The sequence below is a fragment of the Rhizobium sp. KNZ14-9A genome, assembly GCF_056755015.1.
Genome location: NZ_JBPGXB010000004.1, coordinates 1,088,282 through 1,112,531 on the forward strand (window position 1 = coordinate 1,088,282; position 24,250 = coordinate 1,112,531).

The window sequence follows — 24,250 nt, forward strand, 5'->3', positions numbered from 1 at the left end:
GATGACCATACGATACGGGAGCTGCAATTGCGGCAAGGTGCGCTATCAGGTGGAGGGCGAACCCAAGCGCGTCGGGCTTTGCCATTGCACCGACTGCCGGCAGGAGAGCGGCGCAGCTTTTACCTATTACGCGATCTGGCAGACGTCCGCCTTCAAGACCACCGGGGAAACCGTGGTGCATCAAGGCCGCCGCTTCTGCCCGGCCTGCGGTTCGCGGGTCTTTGCCTATGACGAGGACGAGGCCGAAATCAAACTCGGGACCCTCCAGGATGCGCCGACCAGCCTCAAGCCCACCTACGAGCTCTGGATCAAGCGGCGTGAACCCTGGCTGCAGCCGGTGGAGGGCGCCGCGCAGTTCGAGGAGGATCGGATCTGACAGGGGTCCGATGTCGAAGGTTCGCGACGGGCTGCTGCGCACACCGAGCTTTTAGCTCAAAAGGGTGATCACATTCGGTTGAAGCGTGAAAGGGCGAGAGGCATCGTCACCATTCCCGACGGAGGCAGCAACCGCAACCGCCTGGCCGCGAGGAATGTTATGGCAATGACCCCCGCGAGCTTCAGCCAGGGATAATTTCCAAGCTGCTCATGGGCACTCGCATCCGTCCATTGGGTGCGTGCCGAGATCGCGGTCTTCGCCTGCTCGCGGAGGAGAGCGAGGTGTCTGCGCAGCAACGTCAGATCCTCCTGCAATCTTGCGAGCTCGACGGTCTCCTGCTTCTCCACCGAATGGTCGACCGTAGGCATGACTTGTTCCGTTTCGGCCGCCTCCTCGATGTCGGCAAGATGTTCGTCAAGCTCGGCCTTCGTCTTGAATCCGCGCGTGCGTATATCCGTCATAAGCACCTCCCATCCGCCGGGTCGATTATCGCAAGATGAGAACGCGCTCAGCCGTCATAAGTTCGAAGCTAGCCGATACATCCCGCTTTATGCCTGGAACCGGAGCAACAGCCCGTCGAGTTGGACGATCTCACCGCCCATTTGAGAATGAAATAAATCGCCACAAGGATACAATTTTTTGGTGCATGGCTTTCGAGCATTGGCTAAGGGGACCAACGAAAGCTGGGTTTAACAGGCATCCGCATCCATGCCGCTATTGCGCACCCGTCACATGGTTCAGCTCCGCCATTAAGGCACGACCGCTGGACCATGCAATGACGACATAGGCGAGGCCTCCCACCGCAACTCCCATAAACAAATCCACCCAGGGGAGGTGCAGGCTACCGCCCGTCATATGGAGAGCCAGGCCGACGGCGCCGACCATGACACAGGCACCCAGCCCGGCGGGCAGGATCCGGCGCAACAAGGATGGCCATCGGAATCCGGTGCCGCGCTGCAGGAAGTAGAGAGACACCGAAGTCGTCAATGCCGCAGCCACGACCTGCGCAACCGCGATATTGACGAGGTCCGGTCGGATCCAGCCGGCGATTGCAAGGCAAGCGAGGCTTGTTGCCGTAAACAGCATGTTCAGCCGCGGCAGCAGGGCAACCCGGCCGATGATGCTGAGCACGGGCTCGTTGAGCATCTGGATGACGGCAATGCCGCGCGCAGCCGCCAGCAGGATGAGGACTGGGGCGGCCGCGAGCCACTGCACCCCGAGCAGCACGCTGACGAGTTGTTCGGATATGACGGCAAGGCCCATGAAGACGGGAAGAGCGGCAAAAGCAGTGGCCGCCATGATCAATCCCATAAGCCGGCTGAGGCCTTCCGCCCCGCTGCCCGGCGCGCTCTGCTGGCGGGAGAAATAGCTCCATGCCAGCATCCGCACGGGTTCGGAAATCAGCTCTGTGACGGCGCCGACGATCCGGCTTGCCATTCTATAGATGCCGACCTCCGTCGCGCCGATGAAGAACACGATCAGGAACTCCGCGCCATAACTTTGTGCAAATTGCATGAGGCGCGATGCCAGGAGCCGGGTGGAATAGGCAAGCGCCTCGCGGGCGGTCGTGAGCTGGAATTCGAACCGCGGAAGCCAGCGCGCAAAGCCGGTGGACATCAGGAGTGCGACAAGCACGACGCAACAGCGTCCTGCCGCAAGCGCGACGATGCCCCAGCCGAGCAATAGCCCTCCGGTCGTTACGAGAAGGCCCGAAAATTCCGAGGCCGCCTGATAGAAGGCAAGTTCGCGCAGGCGTCGCCTCCTGACCAATACGCCGCTCTGGCAGATGATGAAGGTGCCGGGCACGATGGTCGCCATCAGCAGCAGGAGGGTGAAGAAGATCGGCCCGGTCGGCGCCAGCCAGATGAGGGAAACAGCAAGTCCAATGAAGCCGAGAATGGTGAAGGCGAGTCCGCTTGCAAGCGCGCAATAAAGAACCGTCCCGGGCAGCTCCCTATCGTGCGGTGCAGCAATCAGATATTCGCTCCATCCGGCTTCCGCAATCTTTGATTGCAGCAAGACGGTCGAGGAGACCATGGCAAAGACGCCAACCGCGGCCGGTGAGAGGACGCGGGCTGCGACCAGCAACGTACCGATACCGCAGAGCTGGCTGACCAGACGAGCGCCTGAAACCCATAGCGCATCCCGTGATGTAGAGACACTACGCGGCTCCTGGTCTTCCTCTGCGCCGGGTAGTGATGCCGTACTAGATGTGCCCATGGTCACATGTTCTTTTGAGTTTATCTGGAGTTTATATTGTCATTATTACGCGTACCGCATGTGTTACCAAAGTAACAACTTTGGTGTATATTCGATATTGACGATCTATACTCACTTCTGCATAGTCAAGATGAAATTACAATCCTGCATATGAAGATTGGTCGGCACATGCATGGATTTAATCCGCCCTTTGTGACGACACAAAATCGTTTGTTGGCCGATTGGGCCGGAGGGACATAATGATGATGATACTCGCACATCGTGGCTGGTGGCTTGCACCCCATGAGCGGAACACTTTAGGCGCATTCGACAAGGCATTTGCCGCCGGACACGGCGTTGAACTGGATGTTCGCGATCTGAATGGCGAACTGGTAATTTCACACGATCCTGCCACAACCGGGGCATTGTCCTTCGTGCGCGTTCTTGAGTGCTATGCAGCAAATGGCGCCCCGGGACGACTGGCCATCAATATCAAGGCGGACGGCCTCTGCCCTGCCCTGCTGCCGATGCTGGAACAATATGAGGTGACGAAACGCTCCTTCGTTTTCGACGCGTCGGTTCCCGATCTTAGGCCCTATCTCGATAGCAATATCCCGGTTTTCACCCGCTACAGTGAGGTCGAGCTCTACCCGTCCTTCTACGAACGTTGTGAGGGCGTATGGGTGGATTCTTTCACCGAGAAGCCGGCCTCGATCGAACGCGCGATCGATGATCTGAGGCGCGGCAAATATGTCGCGATGGTCTCGCCGGAACTGCACAAGCGCCCGCATGAAGCGGTCTGGGCCGCCTGGTCTGGCGCATTGCGACAGGCTGCAAAGAGTGGTCTTCCACTCGAGCGGCTGATGATCTGTACCGATCTGCCCGATGCAGCCGAGCAGAGCTTTGCCTGGATGGTTGAGGAGGAAGTCACATGATCCGTGCTGTTTTGTTCGATATGGATGGCGTGCTGATCGATGCCAAGGAATGGCATTATGAGGCGCTGAACCGGGCGCTCGATCTTTTCGGCATGCCGATCGACCGCCAGGCGCATCTGACTACGTTCGATGGCCTGCCAACCCGCCGCAAGCTGGAGATCCTCTCCCGTACCAATGGCCTGCCGAAGGGGCTCAACGAGCTGATCCACGAGCTGAAACAGGACTATACGATGGAGCTGATCTACACCCGCTGCAAGCCGGTGTTTGCCCATCAATACGCGCTCAGCCGTCTCAAGCACGATGGTTACAAGATCGCCGTCTGCTCGAACTCGATCCGTGTCACCATCGAGTCCATGATGCGGCGCGCCGGATTGATAGAATATATCGACCTCATCGTGTCCAATGAGGATGTCACCCGCGCCAAGCCGGATCCGGAAATGTATGTGACGACGATGGAACGCTTCGGCCTCAGACCGGATGAGTGCCTGATCCTAGAGGACAATGAATACGGCCTGAAGGCCGCGCGCGACAGCGGCGCTTACGTCATGCAGATCGGAACACCGGCCGACGTTGTCTACGGCCGGATCGTGTCGGAGATCAAGCGTGTATCGGAGGTGATGGCATGATCGTCCTGTTCCCCACTACGGGCACAAGCCCGCATTTCAGCTCGGAAGACTATTCCTATCCGCGCCCGCTTATCGAAGTGGCCGGAAAGCCGATGATCCTATGGGCCATCGAAAACATGAAGTCGCTCGGCAGCGACGCGCATTTCCTCTTCCTCGTCGACCAGCAGGATGCCGTCAAATATTCCTACGAGCGGATCTTTGACCTCAGCACCAACGGCCGTTCCGAGGTGGTCATGCTGAAAGGCCCGACGGCCGGCGCGCTCTGCACCTGCCTGATGGCGGTCGACAAGATTGACCCCACCGAGCCGCTGGTGATTGCCAACAGCGACCAGATCATCGACACCCGGCTTGCATCCGTGATTGCGGAATTCGAGGCAGCCAAGGCGGATGCCGGCGTCATCACTTTCGAGACGATCCACCCGCGCTGGTCCTATGTGACGCTCGGCGACGACGGTTTCGTCAACCGCACGTCCGAGAAGGATGTGATCAGCAACAAGGCGATCGCTGGGTTCTATTATTTCCGCGAGGCCCAGATTTTCTTCAAGGCTGCGACTGCCGCCTTGAGGCACGGGGTGACGGTGGATGACCGCTACTATGTCAGCTCGTCGCTAAACGAGGTGATCCTGGATGGCGGCCGCGTCGTTTCCGCAAGCGTTCCCGTGGACCGCTACCACAGCTTCTACAACCCGAAAATGATCGAGAATTTCGAGGTCAACGGGGTCCGCCGCCTATCCTCCGCACAGGCCCAGCGACCCGTGCAACTGGTGGTGCCGGCCGCCGGCCGGGGCAGTCGCTTCGCCAAGGTCGGGTTCACCCGCCCGAAGCCCTTCATCGACGTGCTTGGCCGGCCGATGATCCAGCATGTGCTCGAAAACACGCTGCCGCCGGGTGGACAACCAACGGTCCTGCTGCTGCGCGAACATCTGGACAGCCAGGCGGATGCGGTGGCCGAACTTCGCTCGCAGGGCGTCGGGGTCGTTTCGGTCGATCAACTCACCGAAGGCACCGCCTGCACCGTTCTGCTGGCGCGCCAGCATCTCGATGAGGAAGCTCCCCTTCTCATCGCCAATTCCGACCAGGTGGTGGACATGCGTATCGTCGATTTCATCGATGACTGTATGTCGCGCGATCTCGACGGATCGATCCTCGTGTTTCGCGACCCGAAGCGCGACCCGAAATGGTCTTTCGCCGAAACCGATGCGGCAGGATTCGTACTCAGGGTTGCCGAAAAGCAGCCGATCTCCGAACTGGCAACAGTCGGTATCTACTTCTTCCGCCGCGCCGGCGATTTCATGAAGGGCGCGCTCGACATGATGGTGCACAACGATCGCACCAACAACGAGTTCTATGTCTGCCCGGCCTATAATTACGCCATCCGTAACGGTGCACGCATCGGCGTTTACGAGATCGATGTCAGGAACATGCACGGGCTTGGTACGCCCGAGGATCTGGCCGAATATCTGCAGGGCCGTGAGCCAGCCTATGCATGACGTCGGAACCAGGCCGGACGCGACGGCGCCGCTGAACATCATCATTCCCATGGCCGGGAATGATTTTGAGCGGCCTGACGGCTCGGTGAAGGCGGAAATGCCGGTTGGAAAGACGACATTGCTCGGCGCTACGCTGGAGGCGCGTCCCTGGTGGAGCAGCGCGGCTGTGCCTGTTTTCGTGCTGCGGGACAGGCCTGCATCACGGCGCTACGCTCGGGAAACATTGCTGACACGCTATCCGGCAGCGCGGATCGTCTGGCTGTCCGAAATGAGCGGTGGCGCTGCCTGGAGCGCTGCGGCCGGTGTGGCACTCGTCGCTTTTCCGGATGCGCCCGTTGTCGTTGATCTCTGCGATATCATGTTCGACTGCGATGCGGATATTGCCGCAATCTTTGCAACCGAACCCAATCTCGGCGGTCTGGCACTCACATTTGCCTCCCACCATCCGCAATACAGCTATATCAGGCTTGGAAATGATGGCCGGATGCTGGAAGCAAGGGAAAAGGTCGTCATCTCCGAGAATGCATCGGCAGGCGTCTATGCGTTCCGCAACGTCGCCGTTTTTCAGCTGGCTCTGGCCCACAGCTTGCAGAACCGGGCGCGCCTCTCGCAGAACGGCCTGCTCTTTGTCTGCCCGATGCTGAACGGCGTGGTCGCACACGGTTTCGATGTCCGGACATTGCCGGCGCGTGACGTGTTCGATGTCAAGATCGCAGACGTGACCCTTGCCAGCTAGTGGCTAGGATAGGGGAAAATACCGGTGCCGTTCCACTTCGACGGAGACGGGCGGAGCCTTGCTAACGATCCCCTCGACACGCGTTCGCGGGATCAGGGGACCTAGTAAACGGGAGTTCATCATGACAGCCGGGATATCGAGCAAATTACCCTCTCTCGCCATTATCATACCCTGCTACAACAATGTTGAGACACTTGCGGAGGCGCTGGACAGCGCTCTGGCACAGGATTATCCGAACTTCGAGGTCCATATCTGCGACAACGGCTCCACGGACGGCAGCCGGGAGATGATCGCATCCTACTCATCTCCATTGCTGAAGCCGGCCCTGCACCGAGACACCGTGCCGCGCACGGACAACTGGAATCGCGCCTATACCGCCGGCGCAAATGCCGATTACCTCGTCACCCTGCATGCCGACGACCGTCTCGCACCGGGGGCGTTGCGCGCGATCGGGCGCGCGGCAATGCGCCACCCTGCCCTGATCCACGGCCGTTTCCGGCAGATCACCTACGAGGGTGAGCCTATTCCCGGCCGCCGCTTCGGGTGGAGTTACAGCAACAGCGGTGAGGCCTTTCGCGAACTGCTGCTGCTCAACAATATGGTCGCGATGCCGGGCGCAACGATCCGCACGGATGTCTTCTTCAAGGCCGGCCGCTGGGACCCCGCCTGGCAATATCTGCAGGATATGGAGCTCTGGTGGCGCTGCGGCGAGCTCGGAGAAGTGGCATTTGTCGCCGACATGCTTGGCGACCACAGGGCCTATAAGCATCCGCAGGCACTGCACCGGCATGCCGAAGAACATCTGCGCTGGGCGACGCGCAGACTTCGCAACGCTCCGACCCGCCGACTACGGCAAGCCGCTGCCGATGGTCTGAACGCCTACCTCACGCGCCTCGAGGCGGAAGTGGATGCCTTGCCGGATGTCGCCGGCAGCCTGGTGGAGCCCGTAAGGGCGGCCAGGGCGGCGCTCGCGAAGGCACCGGGAACGCGCGTCGATGCCCTTCGCCGGCAACGACTGTTGCGTATGCGGGCTGCCTCGCTCTCGGCCATCGCTAAGTTCTTTGGAAGACTTTCGCCATGGCAGGCCTTATCGCGTTGATGGTCGACAGCATCCGCCCGTTCCAGATTGGCGTAGGCTCTCTCAAATCGTCTTCATGGCACGGCTACCGACTGGCCTGGATACTGCCATTCGAGAACCATTTGACACAGGCGTGCGATTACGGTCATCGCGAGCATTCACATCCCTTTGGCCGCCGCGACGGTCATCACTATCCGCTATAGCAACGAGTGCGGCGATAATTCCCGCCATCGCAAACAGGATCGCGATGACAGGCACAGCAAAGCCGCTGGATCTTTCTCCGGACTCGCCGTTCCGACGCTCGGACTTTGGTCTGATGACGCGCGGACTGAAGTCCCAGATCCGGAACGCACTGCCTCCCCACCCGTTCGGCCCTCCATCGAAAGAGGAGTTCAGTCATGGGTGACAGGAACGAAATCCCGGGAATTTCCAGCGCGTGGAACGCATCCCTGCTGGCACTCGTCATCTTTCTTGCCGCCATGCTCTATGTCTTCGGCACAGCCATGTCGGGCGATACCGATCAGTTGACCGCCAGCGTTCCTGGCGCCGATGTCATCCAGGCCAGGTGAACTGGAAAAGTCCAGCCGATGCGATAGTTTGCATGGATCGTCGCAAATCAGGTTGGAAATGAACTGGCTCATACGGTGGAATGCCCGCTCCCTCGCTTCCCAATTCTTCATCATGGGAGGGTTTGTTTCCCTTGGCGCAATGTTCGTCATAGGGCTCATCGTCACCCATCTCATCGAGGATGCCGTCATCCACAATTCCGGGGCTGCAACAGCGCTCTATGTCGATAGCGTCGTCGCACCCTTGCTTCCCGACATGCAGACGGAATCGCTGCTCGACGAGGGAAGCGCCAGGGCGCTCGACGAAACGCTCGGACAGGGCGCGCTTGGCCGCCGTCTCGTGTCGTTCAAGCTGTGGCGCCGTGATGGCACGATCCTTTACTCCAATGAAAAGGAACTGGTGGGGAAGACATTTCCTGTCAATGACAAGCTCGCCCAGGCATTTGCGGGCTCGCTGGTCGCACGTTACGAAGTCGCAAGCGACCCCGAAAGCGCCGAGGAGCGCAGTCTCGGCAGGGCGCTCATGGAAATTTACAATCCTGTCTTGCAGCCTTGGTCGGGAGAGGCTGTGGCCGTGCTTGAATTCTATGAGACGGCCGAAGGGCTGGAAGACAGCCTCGCACGAGCGCGGCTCTGGAGCTGGCTGGCCGTGGCCGGCCTGACCGCAATCTTCTTCCTCGTTCTCTCCATTCTCGTCTTTCGCGGCAGCCATACGATCGAGGTCCAGCGTGAAGCGCTCAAAGCCAGAGTAGACGAACTCTCCGCACTTCTCGCCGAAAATCGCGGTCTGCAACGCAGGCTTCAACTGTCCTCCCGGCGCGCCGCCGCCTTGAACGAAACTTATTTGCGCAGCATTGGAGCCGATCTGCATGACGGCCCCGCCCAGCACATCGCCTATGCTTCGCTGCGTCTCGACAGCAACCTGCTGGTCGATGCCGCTATCCAGCCGGAGACGCGCGAGAAGGAACTCGCCTGGATCCGTTCGAGCCTTGCCGAGGCGATGAAGGAGATCCGTGACATCTGCAAGGGGCTGGTCCTGCCGCAAATCGAGAAGGCTTCGACTACGGAGATCGTGAAACGCGTTGTCGAGGCCCACCAGCAGAAGACCAACACCACCGTCGATACAACAATTGACGAGGACGATCGGGAGCTTGCCCCCGCTCTCAAGATTTGTATCTACCGCTTCATTCAAGAGGCACTCAACAATGCCTATCGCCATGGCGGCGGCGCTGAGCAGGCCGTCAGGGCAACATCACACGGCGGCGGCGTCCGCATCGAAGTCAGTGACCGAGGCGAGGGTTTTGATCCGACGCAGGTGAGGTCGGCGAGCCTCGGCCTTGTGGGGCTCAAAGAGCGAATCGATAGCCTTGGCGGTGAATTCGACATAAAAACCGGCGAAGGCGGAACGACTGTCATCATGACCTTCGCGCCTATGGAAGTGGAGGAATAGAATGACGTCTATCAAAGTCGGCGTCGTAGACGACCATCCCCTGTTCCGCGAGGGGGTGACCCGTAGCCTCTCCGAGGTCAGCGATTTTGTCGTCGTCGGAGAAGGCGCCAACACATCTGATGCCGCAATGATCGCAGCCGATACCCGTCCGGACGTGCTGCTTCTCGATGTGTCGATGCCCGGGGACGGGCTCTCGGTGATCGACGAGATCCTTTCGATAAGCCCGGACACCAAAATCCTCATGCTCACGGCCTCAGAGGAAGTCGATACGCTCGTCGAAGCGCTGCAACGCGGGGCAAAGGGTTACATTCTCAAGGGTGTTGGTTCCCGCGGTCTGGCGGAAGCGATCCGCACTGTTTTCAAGGGAGCCCGCTACGTGTCGCCGGCGATGTCGGCCAAAGTCATGGAATATTCATTGAGCGGGCAGGCATCGGACAGGGACGCGCTTACCCCTCGGGAACGCGAGGTGATGGATCTCGTTGCGCAGGGCCTTTCAAACAAGCACATCGGCCTGCGTCTCGATCTACAGGAGAAAACGGTAAAGCATCACATGACCCAGATCCTGACAAAGCTCGGCGTCACGAACAGGACCGAAGCCGCGTTGCGGTGGCGCGAAAAACGCTAGCGCAGGAGACGCGTCAGTCGCGTGCTGTCAGCCGATGTCGCCCGCCTGTTGATGATCGTGCGGCCTCTCGAGTCCTTCATGATGTAACGTCCAGCACGAAGGGTCTCGGTTATTCCATTCGTATGCCGGACATCGATCGAGCCGTCAGTATCTTCGGTTGCCCGTTCTCCTGATGTTGAGGGCGCGTTATTCGTACTGCCGGCTCCGTTCGAGCTGGATCGGCCGTTCCCGCTGCTGTTGCCGCTGCCGCCCGAATTACCGTTTCCATTCCCCCCGCCATTGCCGTTGCCATTTCCACCGCCACTACCATTTCCCCCGCCGTTACCGCTTCCATTTCCCCCGCCGTTGCCGTTTCCACCCCCTCCGCCATTACCGCCATTGCCGTTTCCATTCCCCCCGCCGTTACCGTTTTCGTTCTTTGCGAAGGCTGCCTGGCTGGCGAGCGAGGGAAACGAACCCGCCACATCTACCTTCAACGGCGCAACGGCAAGAATACTCGCGCCGCAGCCCTTCAGGAAATTGCGCTTAGAGATCGCCATCGTCACTTGCCTTGTCGTTCTTCCCTAGTGTCTGCTCAAAAGCAGGAAGCACGAGATTGACCGCTTGTTCCGAAATTGCAAGACGGTCGGACATAGGTGCCAGGCGGTCTGGGACTTTGGTCCGGGATCACAAGCAACGGTCGCCCCTCGGGGACGCAACCTTCTCACGGCAAGAAAAATGCCTTCGCTCAGATAATGGGAGAAACGCACGGACGTCTTGGCCCGCTGAACGGCTGATAGGTATTGTCCAAGGCGCGATAGGAATTATAGCGCGCGGCACACCATGATATATGCGGGTTGGGGCTTGTATCGGCCGCCGGTAGTCCGACGGAAAGCTCTCTGTCTTCGATTACGCAGGGCTTGCGGGGTCCGCCGTCAAAAGGCTGGTATGAATTGTCAGCCACATTATAGGACCGGTAGCGTTGCTGGCATAGGCTGAGATGATGACTGTCAGCCATCCACTCCTGCTTCGGCTGCTCAATCGCACCCGCCACGGCTGCATCAGGCGGCGCGATGGCTGCAATGCCGACGAGATTGGCAGGCTTTGAAAGCGAAGCGTCGTCCGCCATGGCCTGGAGGGGCGGAAGGCGCTCGTAATCTTGTGTTCGGGGATCAACGCGTGTCGGTGTCGTCGTCCAGAGCGGCGCATCGAGATTGGCGAAATGATGGGGTTCCGGTTCGCGGAACCCATAGGACGCAACTCCGAGACCGCCAACCAGAACGGTCCCCACCACTGCCAGACAGATGGATGGTGCAACAAGCGACTTCATGACGCGATCTCCCATTCCCGGTACAGATAGAAATTAGGAACGCCGGGCTTCGGTTCCGCGGACAGGTCGAAAATCGCGTCTTTTGATGCTTATTTTGCTGGTGCAATGGGGAGGACTCTCGGAGATAGGAATTTATTGCCATCGCCCCGATTTTGACGGATAGCTGTTCTATTGGGTGATCCGATCGATCGCAGCAGATTGCGGGCAGAAAGAGGAAGCATGTCGCAGAGAGCAGGCAGCGCCGACCTCCCCCTTCACGGAGGGCGCGTGCCGCCATGGCTGGGCAACCGCATGACCACGCTTGGTGCGCTGATTGCCGAGGCTATCGTCCACCACTACGGACGTGACGAGTTTCTGCGCCGGCTTGCCCATCCCTTCTGGTTCCAGTCCTTCGGCGCAGTCATGGGCATGGATTGGCATTCCTCCGGCATCACGACCAGCGTGCTCGGCGCGCTGAAACGTGGGCTGAAGCCGCTTTCGAAAGAACTCGGCCTGCATGTCTGCGGTGGACGCGGGGCGCAATCGCGCAAGACGCCGGACGAGCTGATGGCGATCGGCGACCGCACCGGGCTGGACGGCGCCGGGCTGGCCAAGACAAGCCGCCTGGTCGCCAAGGTGGACAGCGCAGCCGTGCAGGATGGTTTCGATCTCTATCTCCACGGCTTCATCGTCGCCGATGACGGCCATTGGGTGATCGTCCAGCAAGGCATGAATGGCGACAAACGTCAGGCGCGGCGCTACCACTGGTTCTCGGAAGGATTGGAAAGCTTCGTCAATTCTCCGCATGCGGCCATCGAAGGCCGCTCGCAAGGCGAGATCATCAATCTGGCCGACCGGCGCGCGGAAAAATCCCGCCACGATCAGCTCGATCTTCTCGCAGCGTTTGGGCCGGACGGCATTGTCCGCGAGGCGGCAGCCCTTGCCCTGGCCGCCGATCCTGCACCCGCTCCGGAGGCAGCCGAACAGCTGATGCTGCCGCATCTCATAATGCCCGCCCATCACGATGTGCGCGAAAGCGACGTCAATATGCGGCGTCTGCACGGCAACCTTGCTGCAGCTGCCGATCGCGGACCGGTCGATTTCGAAGATCTGCTTCTCGTGCCCGGCGTCGGCGCCCGCACAGTCAAGGCGCTGGCGCTCGTTGCCGAAGTCGTACATGGCGCGCCCTGCCGCTTCTCCGATCCCGCGCGCTTTTCGATCGCTCATGGCGGCAAGGACAGGCACCCCTTCCCCGTGCCGCTCAAGGTCTACGACGAAACAATCAATGTGATGAAATCGGCAGTCATGAAAGGCAAGCTCGGCCGGGAAGAGGAACTGCAGGCCCTGCGCCGTCTGGACGACCAATCGCGCAGCATGGAGCGTTACCTCACCGGCCCGGACCTCAAGGAAATCGTTGCCGGCGAATTCCGGCAATCCTCGACCTTCGGCGGCCGAAGCGTCTTCGGCTGGGAGCCGCCGCCCCTCGCAAGAAAACGACCATAGAGCGCAGGCCAGAAGAGGGCGGCTACCTGCCGCTGAAGGCCTGGCTGAATGACAATGTCCATGAATTCGGAGATTGAAGAGAGCCGGTCGGTTGCTGATGGATGCGAGAGGCGAAGACCTTTCGGTCTCCGCCTATATCAGCGATCTCGAGCGTAAGGTCGACGACCTTACCGCCTGAGGAAGCAATCAGCCGATCAGCAGCTTAACCCAGGCCTCAACGTCATCGCCGCTGCTCATCTCAGGGCGCACCAGCCCGTCGATCATGAATGTCGGCGAGATATGAATACCGTTCTGACGGGCATATTTGCAGTGCCATTTGATCTCCCGGTCGAGATCGGGAATGGCGAAGGCTTCCTTCAGCGCAACACCGCTATAGCGCTCGAGGCGCTCGATGATCTGATTCGGCGTCACATCCATGTTCGGGCCGCCGGCGTGACGCTCGAACTCGAATTCCTCGCGATGGGCGGCAACGGCCGCCATGACCTTCTTCGCAGTCTCCTTGCCGCCTTCCAGCGTCGATGCCGCCAGGATAGAGCGTACGATCACGCCGGAGTAGAGATGCCATGGCTGCGACTGTAGCCGGATCTTCACTGTGATCTTGTCCGCACCGGCTTGCTCCAGAAGCGTATCCAGCTTCTTGAACGTCCTGACGGAATAAGGGCAGGTCGGCTCCAGAAAGGCCTCGAAAACCCGTGGTCCAGAACCCCAAACGAGCGGGTCTGCCTGCCAGGAAGTCGTCGTCATATTCATGTCCTCTTGTCCTGCGGAACGATATTACCGCCACCATAATCAACGGCGCAGCCGGCGTCGCTGATGATAAGGTTGTTTCCCGTTCTATTTATTCACGGTGTCATGAAAGGCATAAGACCGTTTGGCCTGTCATGCCTCTTTCACAAATGCATCGAGCCGCTATGCTGTCGTCACGGATAAAATGATGGGTAAATCAGTGATGCAGGTACGGCAGGGCGAATTGCGCGAGCGAATGACGATCCTCGGCGATGTCAATGCCGCCTCGTTCATTCCGTGGATCCGCCGCCATGCCGACAAGCTTGGACTTTCCCAGGATTTCTTTCACACCGGCGCCGACCGAATCGAACTTGAGGTCGCGGGGCCTGTGGAACTGATCGACATGCTGGAAATGGGATGTTCGCTTGGCCCGATCGACGTCTGGGTGGATGAGATTCAGCGCAGGATTGTAGATCCCGCCGACACACCGTAACGCAGGCTGCATTGATCCCCTGCCCTTTATTTAATCATTGTTGCCAATGCGATTTTTTTATGCAAGCCTCTGGAAACTGAGGCCGCAAGCTCGGCGACAGTGCGCGGCCAACAGCGCTAAAGCCTTGGTAAAATTGGGGAATTATAGGTTATGCCATCTGCTACGGCCGGCTCCTGGACGCCTGTCGCCCTTTCGGCTGATCTGCCGCCGGCGACCGTGATGCCGGCCTGGACACCGGCGGGATCGATCGCTCTCTGGCGCAGCCAGTCCGGACGCGCATCGGCATCGTCGGATCGCTGTCCCCATCGCGGGATGCGATTGTCCCATGGCTTCGTGCGCGGCGAGGCGCTCTCCTGTATCTATCATGGCTGGAGCTATTCTCCGGCGGGAGGATGTATCCGCATCCCCGCCCATCCCGATCTCGTGCCGCCGGAAACGATCCGTGTCGCGGTCCACAAGGTCGCGGAATCGGATGGTGTCATCTGGGTGGCTGTTGGCGAGCCGGCGGCACAGCCGCCACGCTTTGACGATCTCGTGCCGTTGCGCTCGCTGACTGTGGAGTCGGATATTGGCGCACTCGAAGACGCAGCTGGCGCCAAAGTCGATACGGACGGGTTTATCCGCATCGCCGATCTTCCCTGGGTCCGGCTGCTGTTGGCTGAGCAGATCAATCGCACGCTCGTTCACGTCATGATCGAGAAGGATCGCAGCCCGGCAGACCGTGTTGCCGCGTCCCGTATCGCCGAGGCTGTGCGCCGCCAGGCGGAAGCGCGGCGCAAGGAGGTCGCATGATGAAGGCTGGCGCGATGATCGACGAGTGGTATCCGGTTGGCCTCTTTTCCCAACTCACCGAGACAGGGACCAAAACCGCTCTGATGGGCGAACCCATCGAAGTGGCGCGCACATCCGATGGCAATGCGCTGGTGACATACTCCGATGGGCGCAGCCTCCCGGTTCGTGTCCGCTACGGCCATGTCTGGTCTTCCCTCGGCAATCCCGCCAAGGAGCTTTTTGCCATTCCCGAGGCGGATCAGCCTGGCCGCCGCTTCGTCGATGTCGGCGTGGTACGGGTGCGCTGCTCACCGTTGCGGGCGGTGGAGAACTTTCTCGACATCGCCCATTTCCCCTTCGTCCACACCGATATTCTCGGCGCCGAGCCACATACGGAAGTCGAGAATTACAAGGTTGAGATCCGCGAAGACGAGGATGAGGTCTGGGCGACGCAGGTGAAGTTCTACCAGCCGCAGGCCGCCAAGTCGGCGAGTGGCGGGATCACTACCGAATATATGTACCGCGTGCCGGCGCCGACCTGCTCGGTACTCTACAAGACCTGCCCTCCCCGGCCGGGCGAGTGGGATGTCATTACCCTCTTCGTGCAGCCGCTTGCAGAAGACCTTTGCGACGTATGGCCATGGATGGCCCTTTTTGATGACGAAACGCCGATGACAGACCTCATCCATTTTCAGCAGATGATCTTCCTGCAGGATCGCTCGATCCTCGAAAACCAGATCCCTTCCCTGCTGCCGCTCGACCCCGGCATGGAAATCCCGACCAGGGCCGATCTAACGTCGGTCGCCTACAGACGCTGGCTCAAGCGCCATAACTATACCTACGGTGCACAGTTGGTCGCGCAATGAAGCTCTACGACTACATTCTCTCGCCGAGTTGCTACAAGATCCGCCTGATGGCCGCGATCCTCGGCGTCAAGCTGGACATCCGGCCGGTCGATTTCCATCCTGGCGCCGAACATCGCGGACCCGAGCTCCTGGCGCTCAATCCGGCAGGTTCCATACCGATCCTCCAGGATGGCGATCTCGTCCTGACGGAATCCTCAGCCATCCTCGCCTATCTCGCTGCCAAAAGCGCACCGGAATGGTTAGGCACCAGCACGCCTGAGGAGACGGCACGGGTTCAGCAGTGGCTCTCCTTCTCGCATCGGCTGACGGCGAACGTCGGCGGCGCGCGGCTGCACGAGATGCTGCTGCGCCCGGGCAATATCGAGACCCTGCAGACGCAGGGGACCGCAGCATTGCGCGAGCTGGAAGCCGGTCTCTTCGAACAGCAGCTTCGTGGCATGCGCTTCCTGGCATCGAACCGTGCCACGATCGCCGACATCGCCTGCTTCCCCTATGTGGCGCTTGCACCTGATGGCGGCATCTCGCTCGATCCCTACCCAACGATCCGGTTGTGGCTGCGCGCCATCCGAAGCATTGACGGCTTCATCGAAATGCCCGGCATCCACCGACTGCACGAGCTAAAGCCCGATCCCCATCCTGCGAAGGAGGAAAGCTGATATGGCCGGCTACCTCCTGAAGAACTGCGCAGCCGTCATCGTCGACGAGGGCAACGGACCAAGTGTGCGCCGGAACGTGGACGTGCTGACCAATGGTTCGGCGATCCAGGCAATTGGCGTGAACCTGTCGCAGGAGCCCCTGCCTTCCGGCACGATCGTCCAGGATGCCACCGGCTGGTTCGTCTATCCGGGCCTCGTCAACACGCATCACCATTTCTTCCAGTGCTTCGTGCGCAACCGGGCCGATCTCGACTGGACGAAACTGTCGGTCATCGAATGGCTGGACCGGATCTACCCGATCTTCTCGCGGTTAAATGAGGATTGCTTCTACCATTCCTCAGTCACTGCCATGGCCGAGATGATCAAACATGGCTGCACAACGGCCTTCGACCATCAATATTGCTTCCCCCGCCATGCCGGAAAACGCCTGATCGACCGCCAGTTCGAGGCGGCTGAGCTTCTTGGCATGCGCTTCCATGCAGGCCGCGGCGGCAACACGCTGCCGAAGTCCGAGGGGTCGACGATCCCGGATGCCATGCTGGAAACGACGGACGAATTCATCGCCGATTGCGCCCGGCTGATTGACAGCTACCACGATGCCAGCCCCTTCAGCATGCGGCAGGTGGTTGTCGCCCCCTGCCAGCCGGTCAACTGCTACCGTGAGACCTTCGTCGAATCCGTTGCACTTGCCCGTGACCGCGGTGTGTTTCTGCACACGCATGTCGGCGAAGGGGAAAGCCCTGTCATTGAGGCGCGGCACGGCATGCGCACCGTAGATTACTGCGCTGAACTGGGCTTTGCCGGCCCGGATACCTTCTATGCCCATTGCTGGGAACTGACGCATGACGAATTGCGCAAGATGGCGGCAAGCGGCACCGGCGTCTCCCATTGCCCCGAGCCGGTCTATCTCGTCGGCGCCGAGGTCACCGACATTCCCGCAATGTCAGCCTTTAGCCTTCGCGTCGGGCTCGGCTGCGATGGGGCTGCCTCGAACGACAATTCGAACCTCATGCACTGCATCCATTCCGCCTATATGCTGCAATGCCTGGCGGCATCGACGCGCAGTCATCCGGTTCCGCCGCCGGTCGACTTCCTGAGCCACGCAACGACGGGCGGCGCAAGCCTACTCGGACGCAGTGATATCGGCCGTCTGGCGCCGGGCATGGCCGCCGATCTCTTCGCGATCGATACGCGGCGGATGGATTATGTCGGCACGCGCCACGATCCGCTGAGCCTGATCGCCAAGGTCGGGATCGGCATGCCGACCGACCTCACCATGATCAATGGGCGCATCGTCTGGCAGGCAGGCGAATTCACCGGCCTCGACGAATTCAAGCTTTTTGCGGACGCCGAAGCGGCGCTCGCGACCGTCGAATTTTGAAGAACCAAAAGAGGGGAACTGACATGTCCAACAATCTGACCCGAAGAACGCTCATGAAGAGCGCGGCCGCTGCCGGCCTCGCCACCGCCTTTGCCGGCCGCTCCGCACTTGCTGCCGACGAACCGCTCGGCATCGCTCTCGTCGTGCCCTCGCCGATCGGCGATGTCGGCTGGGGCCATGCACTTGCCGCCGGCATCGATCCGATCAAGGCCGCCTATGGTGACAAGGTGAAGGTCACCGTTATCGAGAACATCGCCGAAGGCCCGGATGCCGACCGCATCATGAACAAGACGGTCGCCGACGGAAACCATTTCCTGATCGCCGGTTCCTTCGGCTATCAGAATGGTGCGCTGCAGATCGCCCGCCGCAATCCCAAGGTCACCGTGTTGCATGCATCGGGCTTCCAGGTCGCGCCGAACTTCTCACCCTTCGCCGCCAAATATTTCCAGGGCACCTACCTGCTCGGCATGGCGGCGGCGGCCGTTTCCAAGACCGGCAAGCTCGGCTCGGTTTCGGCCTTTGCCATTCCGGAACTCATCACCTCCATCAATGCCTTCACGCTCGGCGCGCAGTCCGTCAAGCCTGACATCGAAGTCTCCGTCGTCTGGGTCAATTCCTGGTTCGATCCGGCCAAGGAGCAGGAAGCCGCCAAGGCGCTGATCTCGCAGGGTTGCGACGTGATCTTCTCCAATGCGCAGGATACGCCTTCGGTGATCTCTGCCTGCGAGGAAGCCGGCATCTATGCCTTCAACCTGAACTCCTCGATGAAGAAATATGCCGAAAAGACCTATCTCGGCTGCGTCGCCACCGACTGGTCGCCCTTCTTCAAGGCTTCGGTCGATGCCCATCTCGCCGGCACTTTCAAGGGCGCCAACACCTTTCTCGGCGTCGCAGACAAGGTGGTCGAAGTCGTCGACTGGAACCCGGCAATCCCGGCCGATACGATGAGCAAGATCAAGTCAATCGAGGCAAAGATCGCCGATGGCAGCTTCTCGCCTTTCACCGGTCCGATCACCAAGGCCGATGGCAGCGAAGGTGCTGCTTCGGGTGCGACGCTGACGGACGCCCAGATCGTCGCGATGGACTGGCACGTCAAGGGTGTCAAGACGCCACTGCCGAAGTAAGCCATGGTAAGCCCGCTCCTGTCGCTGCGCGGCATCTCCAAGAGCTACGGCCAGGTCCATGCCAACCAGCAGATCGACCTCGACGTCGCTCCCCGCTCGATCCATGCCATCCTCGGAGAAAACGGGGCCGGAAAATCGACCCTGATGAAGCTGATCTACGGCGTCGAGCAGCCGGACAGCGGAACCGTCGCCTGGAACGGGCACCCCCTTAGCCTTGCCTCCCCCGCGGAGGCAAGGCGTGCCGGCATCGGCATGGTCTTTCAGCATTTCTCGCTGTTCGAAAGCCTGACGGTGGTCGAGAACATCAGGCTTATCGTGGCTGGCAAGAAAGCCGAACTGGCTGAGCGCATCCGCAAGCTGGGGCACGAGTTCGGCCTCGAGGTCGATCCGCTCGCCCATGTGCATTCGCTTTCCGTCGGCGAGCGGCAGCGAGTGGAAATCATCCGCTGCCTGATGACCAATCCGAAACTGTTGATCCTCGACGAGCCGACATCGGTCCTGCCGCCGCAGGCCGTGGAGAAGCTGTTCGAGACCTTGCGCCGGCTGCGTGATGGCGGCGTTTCCATCCTCTTCATCTCCCACAAGCTGGAAGAGATCCAGTCGCTTTGCGACCGGGCGACGATCCTGCGCGGTGGACGCGTGACCGGCCATGTCGACCCGCGCGAGCATGACGCCCATGACCTTGCCCGCATGATGATCGGCCGCGACGTGCCGGAGCCCATGCCGGCGCTGCCGCTTGCCGAAGGTGAAAAGCGGCTGGAATTGATTGGCCTTGATTACAGGCCAGACGATCCTTTCGCAGTACCGCTCTCTCAGATCAGCCTGGCCGTGCGCGCCGGCGAGATCCTCGGCATTGCCGGCATTTCGGGCAATGGCCAGAGCGAGCTTGCGGCGCTGATCTCCGGCGAAACGATCCTGCCGCGGGAACAACGCGATCAGATCTTCATGATGAGCAAGGATGTCGGCACGCTGGACTCGGCGGCCCGCCGGCAGCTTGGTTTTGCCTTCGTGCCGGAGGATAGACTCGGCCGTGGCGCAGTTCCCGAGATGTCGCTCACCCTCAACAGCCTGCTGACCGCCCATCCCCTGAACCTCGTCAGACGCGGCCTGCTCGATAAGGCGCAGGCGACCGCCTTCACCAATGAGTGCATCCGGGACTACGACGTGCGCACGCGTGGCCCCGAGGCCGAAGCCGGCTCACTCTCGGGCGGTAATTTGCAGAAGTTCATCGTCGGGCGAGAAATCATGCTGGCACCGAAACTGCTCTTCCTTGCCCAGCCCACGTGGGGCGTCGATATCGGCGCAGCCTCGGCAATCCGCAAGCGGCTGATCACGCTGCGCAACGAAGGCATGGCGATCCTCGTCATCTCCGAGGAGCTGGAGGAACTGTTCGAACTTACCGACTTCATCCAGGTCCTGCACCACGGCACGCTGAGCCCGCCGCTCGTCACGCGCGATACCAAACCCGAAGATATCGGCCGATACATGATCGGCGCCCAGTCGCAGCGCGAGAAAGCGATCGCATGAGCAGACCTCTGTTTGCCGCCCTGCCAACCCTCGTCCGCCGGGAGCGCGCCTCGCTTGCCGCCACCCTGCTTGCCCCGCCCATCGCGCTTGTCATCACGACCATCCTCAATCTCGGCCTTTATGTCGTCATGGGGCGTGATCCGGCTGCGGTCATCTATGCGATGCTGATCGAACCCTTCTTTTCCTGGGCGTCCTTCTCCGAAGTACTTTTGAAGACTGGACCGCTGCTGCTGATCGCGCAGGGGTTGGCGATCGGCTTCCGCGCCAAAGTGTTCAACATCGGCGCCGAAGGGCAATTCGTGCTCGGAGCAATCTTTGCCTCCGCCATTCCGATCTGGTGGCCGGATGCGACGGGCCAATGGATCTGGCCGGCGATGCTGCTGCTCGGCACCATTGGCGGCGCGCTCTGGGCATCGTTGACTGCCTTCTGGCGTGTCCGGCTGAACGCCAACGAAATCTTGGTCTCGCTGATGCTGAGCTTCGTTGCGGTGCAGCTTCTCAATTATCTGCTGCTCGGCCCCTGGAAGGATCCGAATGGCTTCAACTTCCCGCAGTCGGTGATGTTTCAGTATGACGCGATGGTGCCGATCCTGATCGAGGGAACGCGCGTCAATGTTTCGCTGATCCTCGCCGTTTTGCTGTCCGTCGCAGCATGGATCTTCATGCAGAAGAGCTTCACCGGCTATAAATTGCAGGTTGGCGGACTGGCGCCACGTGCTGCGAGCTATGCCGGCTTCAAAGAGGGCTGGGCAATCTGGCTGTCGCTCTTGATCGGTGGCGCAGCCGCCGGTCTTGCGGGCGCAGCCGAAGTCGCCGGCCCGCTTGGCCAGCTGCAGCGCTCGATCTCGACCGGTTACGGCTATGCTGCCATCATCGTTGCCTATCTCGGCGGGCTGCATCCGATCGGCATCGTCATATCGTCGATCATCATGGCGGCCCTCTACATCGGCGGCGACAACGCCATGGTCTCCGCCAATCTGCCGATCGCAGCCGTCCGCGTTTTCCAGGGCAGCCTGCTGCTCGCTTATCTGATCGCCGTCGCCTTCGTCCGCTACCACCTTGCCTGGCGTCCTGTCGCCGTCCGGAGCCCATCATGAATGCCATCGAGTTCATCCTGGCCGGCATGCTGGCGGCAGCGACGCCCTTTTTGCTTGCAGCGCTTGGCGAGCTTGTGGTCGAGCGCGCGGGCGTGCTCAATCTCGGCGTCGAAGGGCTAATGGCGTTCGGCGCCGTCATCGCATTCATCATCGTCTATCACGGCGGCGGCCACATTCTGGCGTTTATCGCGGCCGGCATCGGCGGCGTCCTGCTCTCGCTAGTCTTTGCCGGGATCATCCTTGGCTTCAACGCAAACCAGGTCGCGACAGGGCTTGCCATCGGCATTCTCGGTCAGGGCCTGTCGGCACTGTTCGGCAAGAGCTATGAGAGCCTCACCGTCAAGGCATTGCCGAAGATTACCATTCCCGGCCTTTCCGACATTCCTCTCATTGGCGGGTTGTTCACCCAGGATATCGTCGTTTGGCTTTCGCTTTTGGTGACACTCGCGATCTGGGCGACGTTTGCCTATAGCAAGGTGGGTCTCGTCATTCGCGCCGTCGGCGAAAACCCGAAGGCCGCTCACGCCATCGGCTATTCCGTCATCGCCGTACGCTTCGCGGCTGTCGCATTCGGCGGCATGATGGCGGGCTTTGCCGGCGCCTATGCATCGACGATCTATACGCCGCTCTGGGCGGATGGCATGATCGCCGGCCGCGGCTGGATCGCCATTGCGCTCGTCGTCTTCGGAACCTGGCTGACGGGGCGGATCTTCCTCGGGGCTTGCCTCTTCGGCGCCGTATCGCTGATGGGGCTTGCCGCGCAGGCAACCGGGCTCGACGTGCCTTCTCAGCTTTTGGCTTGCCTGCCCTATCTCGTGACGATCATTGTGCTCGGCATCATCTCGGCAGATCGTCGCCTGCTGAAGCTCAATGGCGTCGCCTCGCTCGGCGAGCCATTCGAGCGATAGCAGAATGCGGCCCGCACTGATGGCGCAGGCCGCTGACTGCGATCAATCATGCCTGGTGAGAAAGGCCGAGACGATGTCGAGGCAAAGCTCTTGTTCCTCGACATGCGGCATGTGGCTGGAGTTCTCGAAGAGCACCCATTCGCAACCCTTCACACGATCGACATAGGGTTTGACGACGAGCGGTGTCGCTTCGTCATATTTGCCGGAGATCAAAAGCGTCGGCGCCTCGATGAGCGGCAGGCGATCCTCGATCGTCCAGTCCTTCATCGTGCCGATGACGTGGAATTCGGTCGGGCCGTTCATGTTGCGGTAGACGGTGTTGTCTTCGTCCATGATCGCGAAAGTGCGCGCGACTTCCGGCGGCCATGGGGAAACACGGCAGACATGCCGGTCGTAAAAGACGCGCGAGGCGGCAACATAGTCCGGCTCGGTAATGGTGCCAGCTTCCTCATGCTTCAGCAGCGTATCCTGCACCTCCTGCGGCAGTTCCTCACGCAGACGGTTCGCCTCTGCCACCCAGGTATGCATGTTGGCAGGCGAATTGGCGATGACGAGCGCCTTCAGGCCCTTCGGCTGGCGCACTGCATGTTCGGCACCCAGCATGCCGCCCCAGGACTGGCCGAGGAAGGCGTAGCGATCCTGAATGCCGAGATGCTTCAGCAGCGCATCGAGTTCTTCGAGGAAGAGCGCCGGCGTCCAGAAATTCGGCCCCTTCTCGGGTAACCGGGTCGAGTTGCCGTTGCCGAGCTGATCGTAATGGATGACGGCGCGGCCATCGAGCTCCGAGATGCCCTTGAAGGAATCGACATAGTCATGCGTACAGCCGGGACCACCATGGGCGACGACGAGCGGCAGTTTTCCGGAATCAAGCGAACCGGTGATGCGATACCATGTCCGGTATTCGCGAAACGGCAAAAAGGCTTCCTTCGTCGGAACTGAGGCCACAGATATCTCCATCCTCTAGGGCAATGATGGAGACCATAGCGTGGCCGAAAAGGCGAAGGCAGCTATCAGAAGTTATAGGATGGGCGATCTTCCAGCAGTCGGTAATGCGTGGCCCGCACGACGGCCTGCGTGCGGTTGCGAGCGCCGAGCTTCTTGGCAGCCGCATTGAGATGCATAACGACGGTCGGCACCGAACGGTCGATGATGCGCGAAATCTCCTTGGCCGAGAGGCCCTCTGCCGAATGGCGCAAACATTCGCGCTCCCGCTCCGTCAGGCGGACCTTGCCGACGCTCAACGCCTTGGCATCGAAAAGCGAATAGGCAGCTTCGTGGAAGACATGGGCCAGCAGGTTGAAATCGGCGATGTAGCGCAGCGCATGCTGCTCGAAATCGCTGTTGGCACCGAAACGGATGCCGGTCACCGTCGCATAGTCGCCTCGGGGCATATGGACGGGAACGGTGACACCCGTCGACATGTCACGTTCGCTGAGATAGCGCGTCACCGGCGCGGTGTCATCGCTCATGAAGCGATTGATGAGCGTGTCTGCATCCCGGTCGTAATTCCAGAAGAAGGGAGCGGAGGTGCGCAGAGCCACCTGCTGAACGGGATCGATGCGGAAGTAGCCGCGGTCGAACCAGTATTCCCGCATGTCCTCGGAAATATTGCGCAGCTTCAACAGTGACGGGATCATGATCGCCCCGTCAATGTCATAAGGCACCGGTGTGTAGTCGTAGATCAGGGCCTCGAAACCGATCTCTTTCATCGCCGCGAAAACCTGATCGATACGCCCGTCCAGCGTCTGATGGGCTGAGAATTGCCGTCTGATCGTTCCGATTTCGTCAAGCATGGCAGGCTCCCGGTCGGTGGTTCACCACCCTATCAC

26 protein-coding genes are annotated in these 24,250 nt (G+C 60.5%); 19 read left to right on the forward strand and 7 right to left on the reverse strand.

Annotation, left to right across the window (positions count from 1 at the left end; genetic code table 11):
* The first annotated feature begins 1 nt into the window (after window position 1).
* Window positions 2-376 (forward strand): GFA family protein, encoded by a 375-nt coding sequence (locus ACR9ZQ_RS35310; protein ID WP_310382685.1) that lies wholly within the window; start codon window positions 2-4, stop codon window positions 374-376.
* A gap of 68 nt (window positions 377-444) precedes the next feature.
* On the opposite strand, the gene ACR9ZQ_RS35315 is transcribed toward ACR9ZQ_RS35310, so the two are convergent.
* Window positions 445-837 carry a hypothetical protein gene (locus ACR9ZQ_RS35315; protein ID WP_310382684.1) on the reverse strand — a complete coding sequence of 131 codons (393 nt, stop codon included), beginning with the start codon at window positions 835-837 and terminating at the stop codon, window positions 445-447.
* A gap of 253 nt (window positions 838-1,090) precedes the next feature.
* Window positions 1,091-2,596 (reverse strand): oligosaccharide flippase family protein, encoded by a 1,506-nt coding sequence (locus ACR9ZQ_RS35320; protein WP_481430087.1) that lies wholly within the window; start codon window positions 2,594-2,596, stop codon window positions 1,091-1,093.
* Window positions 2,597-2,835: 239 nt separating this feature from the next.
* Between ACR9ZQ_RS35320 and ACR9ZQ_RS35325 the strand changes: the two genes are divergently transcribed.
* From ACR9ZQ_RS35325 to ACR9ZQ_RS35360, 8 genes are all read left to right on the forward strand, one after another.
* Window positions 2,836-3,510 (forward strand): PI-PLC domain-containing protein, encoded by a 675-nt coding sequence (locus ACR9ZQ_RS35325; RefSeq protein WP_481430088.1) that lies wholly within the window; start codon window positions 2,836-2,838, stop codon window positions 3,508-3,510.
* A complete protein-coding gene (locus ACR9ZQ_RS35330) occupies window positions 3,507-4,136 on the forward strand; it encodes an HAD family hydrolase (protein WP_007823215.1) in 630 nt (209 codons plus the stop codon). The genes ACR9ZQ_RS35325 and ACR9ZQ_RS35330 overlap by 4 nt, the downstream gene beginning before the upstream one ends.
* Entirely contained in the window at window positions 4,133-5,626 is a 1,494-nt protein-coding gene (locus tag ACR9ZQ_RS35335; protein WP_481430089.1) for a glycosyltransferase family 2 protein, read from the forward strand. The genes ACR9ZQ_RS35330 and ACR9ZQ_RS35335 overlap by 4 nt, the downstream gene beginning before the upstream one ends.
* A complete protein-coding gene (locus tag ACR9ZQ_RS35340; protein WP_481430090.1) occupies window positions 5,619-6,362 on the forward strand; it encodes a glycosyltransferase family protein in 744 nt (247 codons plus the stop codon). Before ACR9ZQ_RS35335 ends, ACR9ZQ_RS35340 begins: the two co-directional genes overlap by 8 nt.
* A gap of 121 nt (window positions 6,363-6,483) precedes the next feature.
* Window positions 6,484-7,461: a glycosyltransferase gene (locus ACR9ZQ_RS35345; protein ID WP_477920574.1), complete on the forward strand. Its 978-nt coding sequence runs from the start codon at window positions 6,484-6,486 to the stop codon at window positions 7,459-7,461.
* A 377-nt stretch (window positions 7,462-7,838) separates the two neighbouring features.
* Window positions 7,839-8,009 carry a hypothetical protein gene (locus ACR9ZQ_RS35350; protein WP_481430091.1) on the forward strand — a complete coding sequence of 57 codons (171 nt, stop codon included), beginning with the start codon at window positions 7,839-7,841 and terminating at the stop codon, window positions 8,007-8,009.
* Window positions 8,010-8,067: 58 nt separating this feature from the next.
* Window positions 8,068-9,456: a sensor histidine kinase gene (locus ACR9ZQ_RS35355; protein WP_439017865.1), complete on the forward strand. Its 1,389-nt coding sequence runs from the start codon at window positions 8,068-8,070 to the stop codon at window positions 9,454-9,456.
* Window position 9,457: 1 nt separating this feature from the next.
* Window positions 9,458-10,081, forward strand: coding sequence for a response regulator (locus tag ACR9ZQ_RS35360; protein ID WP_113320115.1), 624 nt, complete (start codon window positions 9,458-9,460; stop codon window positions 10,079-10,081).
* On the opposite strand, the gene ACR9ZQ_RS35365 is transcribed toward ACR9ZQ_RS35360, so the two are convergent.
* Together ACR9ZQ_RS35365 and ACR9ZQ_RS35370 are read right to left on the reverse strand one after the other, a co-directional pair.
* The gene (locus ACR9ZQ_RS35365) at window positions 10,078-10,620 is read right to left on the reverse strand and encodes a hypothetical protein (RefSeq protein ID WP_481430092.1); all 543 of its coding nucleotides are present in this window, start codon (window positions 10,618-10,620) and stop codon (window positions 10,078-10,080) included. The two genes, ACR9ZQ_RS35360 and ACR9ZQ_RS35365, sit on opposite strands and share 4 nt — an antisense overlap.
* Before the next feature lie 188 nt (window positions 10,621-10,808).
* Window positions 10,809-11,390: a BA14K family protein gene (locus ACR9ZQ_RS35370; protein WP_481430093.1), complete on the reverse strand. Its 582-nt coding sequence runs from the start codon at window positions 11,388-11,390 to the stop codon at window positions 10,809-10,811.
* A 219-nt stretch (window positions 11,391-11,609) separates the two neighbouring features.
* On the opposite strand from ACR9ZQ_RS35370, the gene ACR9ZQ_RS35375 reads away from it, so the two are divergent.
* Window positions 11,610-12,872: a DUF763 domain-containing protein gene (locus ACR9ZQ_RS35375; protein ID WP_481430094.1), complete on the forward strand. Its 1,263-nt coding sequence runs from the start codon at window positions 11,610-11,612 to the stop codon at window positions 12,870-12,872.
* Between the two features lie 186 nt (window positions 12,873-13,058).
* On the opposite strand, the gene ACR9ZQ_RS35380 is transcribed toward ACR9ZQ_RS35375, so the two are convergent.
* On the reverse strand, window positions 13,059-13,616 hold the full coding sequence (locus tag ACR9ZQ_RS35380; protein ID WP_481430095.1) for a DsbA family protein: 558 nt from the start codon (window positions 13,614-13,616) through the stop codon (window positions 13,059-13,061).
* 190 nt (window positions 13,617-13,806) lie between these two features.
* On the opposite strand from ACR9ZQ_RS35380, the gene ACR9ZQ_RS35385 reads away from it, so the two are divergent.
* The 9 genes from ACR9ZQ_RS35385 (at window position 13,807) to ACR9ZQ_RS35425 (ending at window position 22,421) form a co-directional block, all read left to right on the forward strand.
* On the forward strand, window positions 13,807-14,091 hold the full coding sequence (locus ACR9ZQ_RS35385) for an acylphosphatase (RefSeq protein ID WP_081928525.1): 285 nt from the start codon (window positions 13,807-13,809) through the stop codon (window positions 14,089-14,091).
* Between the two features lie 150 nt (window positions 14,092-14,241).
* Window positions 14,242-14,883 (forward strand): Rieske 2Fe-2S domain-containing protein, encoded by a 642-nt coding sequence (locus ACR9ZQ_RS35390; protein ID WP_481430096.1) that lies wholly within the window; start codon window positions 14,242-14,244, stop codon window positions 14,881-14,883.
* The gene (locus tag ACR9ZQ_RS35395) at window positions 14,883-15,728 is read left to right on the forward strand and encodes an aromatic ring-hydroxylating oxygenase subunit alpha (protein ID WP_113320132.1); all 846 of its coding nucleotides are present in this window, start codon (window positions 14,883-14,885) and stop codon (window positions 15,726-15,728) included. The genes ACR9ZQ_RS35390 and ACR9ZQ_RS35395 overlap by 1 nt, the downstream gene beginning before the upstream one ends.
* Window positions 15,725-16,384 carry a glutathione S-transferase family protein gene (locus ACR9ZQ_RS35400; protein ID WP_481430097.1) on the forward strand — a complete coding sequence of 220 codons (660 nt, stop codon included), beginning with the start codon at window positions 15,725-15,727 and terminating at the stop codon, window positions 16,382-16,384. The genes ACR9ZQ_RS35395 and ACR9ZQ_RS35400 overlap by 4 nt, the downstream gene beginning before the upstream one ends.
* A 1-nt stretch (window position 16,385) precedes the next feature.
* A complete protein-coding gene (locus tag ACR9ZQ_RS35405) occupies window positions 16,386-17,765 on the forward strand; it encodes an amidohydrolase (protein WP_481430098.1) in 1,380 nt (459 codons plus the stop codon).
* A gap of 23 nt (window positions 17,766-17,788) precedes the next feature.
* Window positions 17,789-18,889, forward strand: coding sequence for a BMP family ABC transporter substrate-binding protein (locus ACR9ZQ_RS35410; RefSeq protein ID WP_481430099.1), 1,101 nt, complete (start codon window positions 17,789-17,791; stop codon window positions 18,887-18,889).
* A 3-nt stretch (window positions 18,890-18,892) separates the two neighbouring features.
* Complete coding sequence (locus ACR9ZQ_RS35415) at window positions 18,893-20,416, forward strand: ABC transporter ATP-binding protein (RefSeq protein ID WP_481430100.1); 1,524 nt, start codon at window positions 18,893-18,895, stop codon at window positions 20,414-20,416.
* Window positions 20,413-21,513, forward strand: coding sequence for an ABC transporter permease (locus ACR9ZQ_RS35420; protein WP_481430101.1), 1,101 nt, complete (start codon window positions 20,413-20,415; stop codon window positions 21,511-21,513). Before ACR9ZQ_RS35415 ends, ACR9ZQ_RS35420 begins: the two co-directional genes overlap by 4 nt.
* The gene (locus ACR9ZQ_RS35425) at window positions 21,510-22,421 is read left to right on the forward strand and encodes an ABC transporter permease (protein WP_310382651.1); all 912 of its coding nucleotides are present in this window, start codon (window positions 21,510-21,512) and stop codon (window positions 22,419-22,421) included. The genes ACR9ZQ_RS35420 and ACR9ZQ_RS35425 overlap by 4 nt, the downstream gene beginning before the upstream one ends.
* Before the next feature lie 42 nt (window positions 22,422-22,463).
* Here ACR9ZQ_RS35425 and ACR9ZQ_RS35430 read toward each other — a convergent pair whose 3' ends face one another.
* Both ACR9ZQ_RS35430 and ACR9ZQ_RS35435 read right to left on the reverse strand, forming a co-directional pair.
* Entirely contained in the window at window positions 22,464-23,378 is a 915-nt protein-coding gene (locus ACR9ZQ_RS35430) for a proline iminopeptidase-family hydrolase (protein ID WP_310382650.1), read from the reverse strand.
* A gap of 53 nt (window positions 23,379-23,431) precedes the next feature.
* On the reverse strand, window positions 23,432-24,214 hold the full coding sequence (locus tag ACR9ZQ_RS35435) for a helix-turn-helix transcriptional regulator (RefSeq protein ID WP_310382648.1): 783 nt from the start codon (window positions 24,212-24,214) through the stop codon (window positions 23,432-23,434).
* Between the last annotated feature and the right edge of the window lie 36 nt (window positions 24,215-24,250).

Coding starts and splice junctions, on each gene's coding strand:
- ACR9ZQ_RS35310 (WP_310382685.1), top strand. CDS start 2: ATGACCATACGATACGGGAGCTGCAATTGCGGCAAGGTGCGCTATCAG.
- ACR9ZQ_RS35315 (WP_310382684.1), bottom strand. CDS start 837: ATGACGGATATACGCACGCGCGGATTCAAGACGAAGGCCGAGCTTGAC.
- ACR9ZQ_RS35320 (WP_481430087.1), bottom strand. CDS start 2,596: ATGGGCACATCTAGTACGGCATCACTACCCGGCGCAGAGGAAGACCAG.
- ACR9ZQ_RS35325 (WP_481430088.1), top strand. CDS start 2,836: ATGATGATGATACTCGCACATCGTGGCTGGTGGCTTGCACCCCATGAG.
- ACR9ZQ_RS35330 (WP_007823215.1), top strand. CDS start 3,507: ATGATCCGTGCTGTTTTGTTCGATATGGATGGCGTGCTGATCGATGCC.
- ACR9ZQ_RS35335 (WP_481430089.1), top strand. CDS start 4,133: ATGATCGTCCTGTTCCCCACTACGGGCACAAGCCCGCATTTCAGCTCG.
- ACR9ZQ_RS35340 (WP_481430090.1), top strand. CDS start 5,619: ATGCATGACGTCGGAACCAGGCCGGACGCGACGGCGCCGCTGAACATC.
- ACR9ZQ_RS35345 (WP_477920574.1), top strand. CDS start 6,484: ATGACAGCCGGGATATCGAGCAAATTACCCTCTCTCGCCATTATCATA.
- ACR9ZQ_RS35350 (WP_481430091.1), top strand. CDS start 7,839: ATGGGTGACAGGAACGAAATCCCGGGAATTTCCAGCGCGTGGAACGCA.
- ACR9ZQ_RS35355 (WP_439017865.1), top strand. CDS start 8,068: ATGAACTGGCTCATACGGTGGAATGCCCGCTCCCTCGCTTCCCAATTC.
- ACR9ZQ_RS35360 (WP_113320115.1), top strand. CDS start 9,458: ATGACGTCTATCAAAGTCGGCGTCGTAGACGACCATCCCCTGTTCCGC.
- ACR9ZQ_RS35365 (WP_481430092.1), bottom strand. CDS start 10,620: ATGGCGATCTCTAAGCGCAATTTCCTGAAGGGCTGCGGCGCGAGTATT.
- ACR9ZQ_RS35370 (WP_481430093.1), bottom strand. CDS start 11,390: ATGAAGTCGCTTGTTGCACCATCCATCTGTCTGGCAGTGGTGGGGACC.
- ACR9ZQ_RS35375 (WP_481430094.1), top strand. CDS start 11,610: ATGTCGCAGAGAGCAGGCAGCGCCGACCTCCCCCTTCACGGAGGGCGC.
- ACR9ZQ_RS35380 (WP_481430095.1), bottom strand. CDS start 13,616: ATGACGACGACTTCCTGGCAGGCAGACCCGCTCGTTTGGGGTTCTGGA.
- ACR9ZQ_RS35385 (WP_081928525.1), top strand. CDS start 13,807: ATGGGTAAATCAGTGATGCAGGTACGGCAGGGCGAATTGCGCGAGCGA.
- ACR9ZQ_RS35390 (WP_481430096.1), top strand. CDS start 14,242: ATGCCATCTGCTACGGCCGGCTCCTGGACGCCTGTCGCCCTTTCGGCT.
- ACR9ZQ_RS35395 (WP_113320132.1), top strand. CDS start 14,883: ATGAAGGCTGGCGCGATGATCGACGAGTGGTATCCGGTTGGCCTCTTT.
- ACR9ZQ_RS35400 (WP_481430097.1), top strand. CDS start 15,725: ATGAAGCTCTACGACTACATTCTCTCGCCGAGTTGCTACAAGATCCGC.
- ACR9ZQ_RS35405 (WP_481430098.1), top strand. CDS start 16,386: ATGGCCGGCTACCTCCTGAAGAACTGCGCAGCCGTCATCGTCGACGAG.
- ACR9ZQ_RS35410 (WP_481430099.1), top strand. CDS start 17,789: ATGTCCAACAATCTGACCCGAAGAACGCTCATGAAGAGCGCGGCCGCT.
- ACR9ZQ_RS35415 (WP_481430100.1), top strand. CDS start 18,893: ATGGTAAGCCCGCTCCTGTCGCTGCGCGGCATCTCCAAGAGCTACGGC.
- ACR9ZQ_RS35420 (WP_481430101.1), top strand. CDS start 20,413: ATGAGCAGACCTCTGTTTGCCGCCCTGCCAACCCTCGTCCGCCGGGAG.
- ACR9ZQ_RS35425 (WP_310382651.1), top strand. CDS start 21,510: ATGAATGCCATCGAGTTCATCCTGGCCGGCATGCTGGCGGCAGCGACG.
- ACR9ZQ_RS35430 (WP_310382650.1), bottom strand. CDS start 23,378: ATGGAGATATCTGTGGCCTCAGTTCCGACGAAGGAAGCCTTTTTGCCG.
- ACR9ZQ_RS35435 (WP_310382648.1), bottom strand. CDS start 24,214: ATGCTTGACGAAATCGGAACGATCAGACGGCAATTCTCAGCCCATCAG.